The sequence below is a fragment of the Intestinibacter sp. genome (genome assembly GCF_051866655.1).
Lineage (GTDB): Bacteria > Bacillota > Clostridia > Peptostreptococcales > Peptostreptococcaceae > Intestinibacter.
In genome coordinates this window covers 1-1,550 of sequence record NZ_JBJDXL010000104.1, presented here as the reverse complement: position 1 = coordinate 1,550, position 1,550 = coordinate 1, and the positions used below count along the sequence as shown (strand labels likewise).

The window sequence follows — 1,550 nt, the reverse complement described above, 5'->3', positions numbered from 1 at the left end:
GATTTAAAAAAATGTGCGAAAAGGATATTTTGAAGCGAATAACTATTAAGCATCGTGGTACATATTCTTATTTTGCATTTTCTAAAAACTACGATCTTTTGGTGAATTATAAGGTGAATTATGCCAGTAACCAAGAGAATCACGAAAAATACGAGGAGCCGATTAGCGATATCGATTATCCAGATGAAATAGTCGATATGATTTACGATGAGGATCGTCTAGATGACGGTGTTGATAATCGCGCGGAAAATTCTTATGAAGAAAATTACATATATGAGCTTAGGGATATTAGAGGGCGAGAAGTCGAGGATGCCTCTACGCCGTTTGATATGTTTTTAGCAGAGGATGAGGAAATAAATAAAGAGCCAGTCAAAGAACAAGTCGTTGAAAAACAAGCCGTAGAAAATAACAAATCAATAGAAGTAGCAGATTTGCGACCAAAGATAATTGACCAAAAACCGAGGGTGATTGATGAAAAACCGAAGATAATTGACCAAAAACCGGAACAAATAATAAATCTACTATATAAATCTACTAAAATAAAAAACATCTCCGTCGAAACTCTTGATGAGTATCGACTAGGGGAGATTTTGTATCAAAATATTTTGTTCAATAATCCTCGTGCGAAAAAACCTAATTTCAAGAAATGGGCAAAGACGTTTGGCTTGATGATTAGGGTTGACAACAGGAGTGCTGAGGAAATTGCGGATATGATTAGATGGGTTCATATGCCTAATAATTTTTGGAATTCTGTCGTACTATGTCCAAATAGCTTGAGAAAATACTACGATAGGCTGGTTTTGAAGCGAAAATTGGAGGATCCTGTGTTTGCTAGAAGGGTTAATTTTGCCAATTTACAAAATGTAGGCTGCAGTAGTTTAGGGTATAAGGCTTTCGACTGAGTGTAGATTAGTGGTCTTGTCTTGCAATTAAATTTATATCGGAAGGGGAGGAGAAACTATGCAAGATTTATACAACTTATCTGCAGAACAGAGTATTTTAGGTGCGATTTTAATCGATTCGAAGGTCATACTTGAGGGCAATCAGGTGAATTTATCGGCACAGGATTTTTATGCAAATGAGCACCAGATAATATACAAGGCTATGAATAAAATTTTCACTGAAAATACCGAGGTCGACCTTGTTACGCTTCAAAACGAGCTCAAAAATATCGGCAAAATGGATCAAATCGGTGGGATGGCGTATATTTCTAGCTTGGTGACTGCTGTGCCGACTAGCAGCAATGCCATTTACTACATAAAGATAGTCAAGGAGCTTTCGATGAAGCGAAATGTTTCGACTATGATGCGCTATACGGATGAAAATCTCAAGGCGCTTCCTCAGTCAGAGCTGTTGAAGTTCGTCGAGCGCTTGAAAACGACTATACTTGAATCGGGAAATGTAGAGGATTGGTATATTGAGGCTGCGGAAATTCCGATGGAGACAGAGACGCCTGGAACTATTCAGACCGGATTTGATTTTATAGATTTGGTGACAGGTGGAGGGCTTAATTACGGGACTTTGACGATTTTGACGGGCGAGCCTTCTTC

1 protein-coding gene and 1 pseudogene are annotated in these 1,550 nt (G+C 38.3%); both read left to right on the top strand.

All coding sequences use genetic code 11. The features are described from left to right. Nucleotides 1–902: pseudogene (locus ACI3VO_RS02710) on the top strand (hypothetical protein); the annotation flags it as partial. 58 nt (nt 903–960) lie between these two features. Then, nucleotides 961–1,550 (top strand): DnaB-like helicase N-terminal domain-containing protein (locus tag ACI3VO_RS02705; protein ID WP_439756439.1); only part of this gene is annotated, 590 nt, incomplete at its 3' end.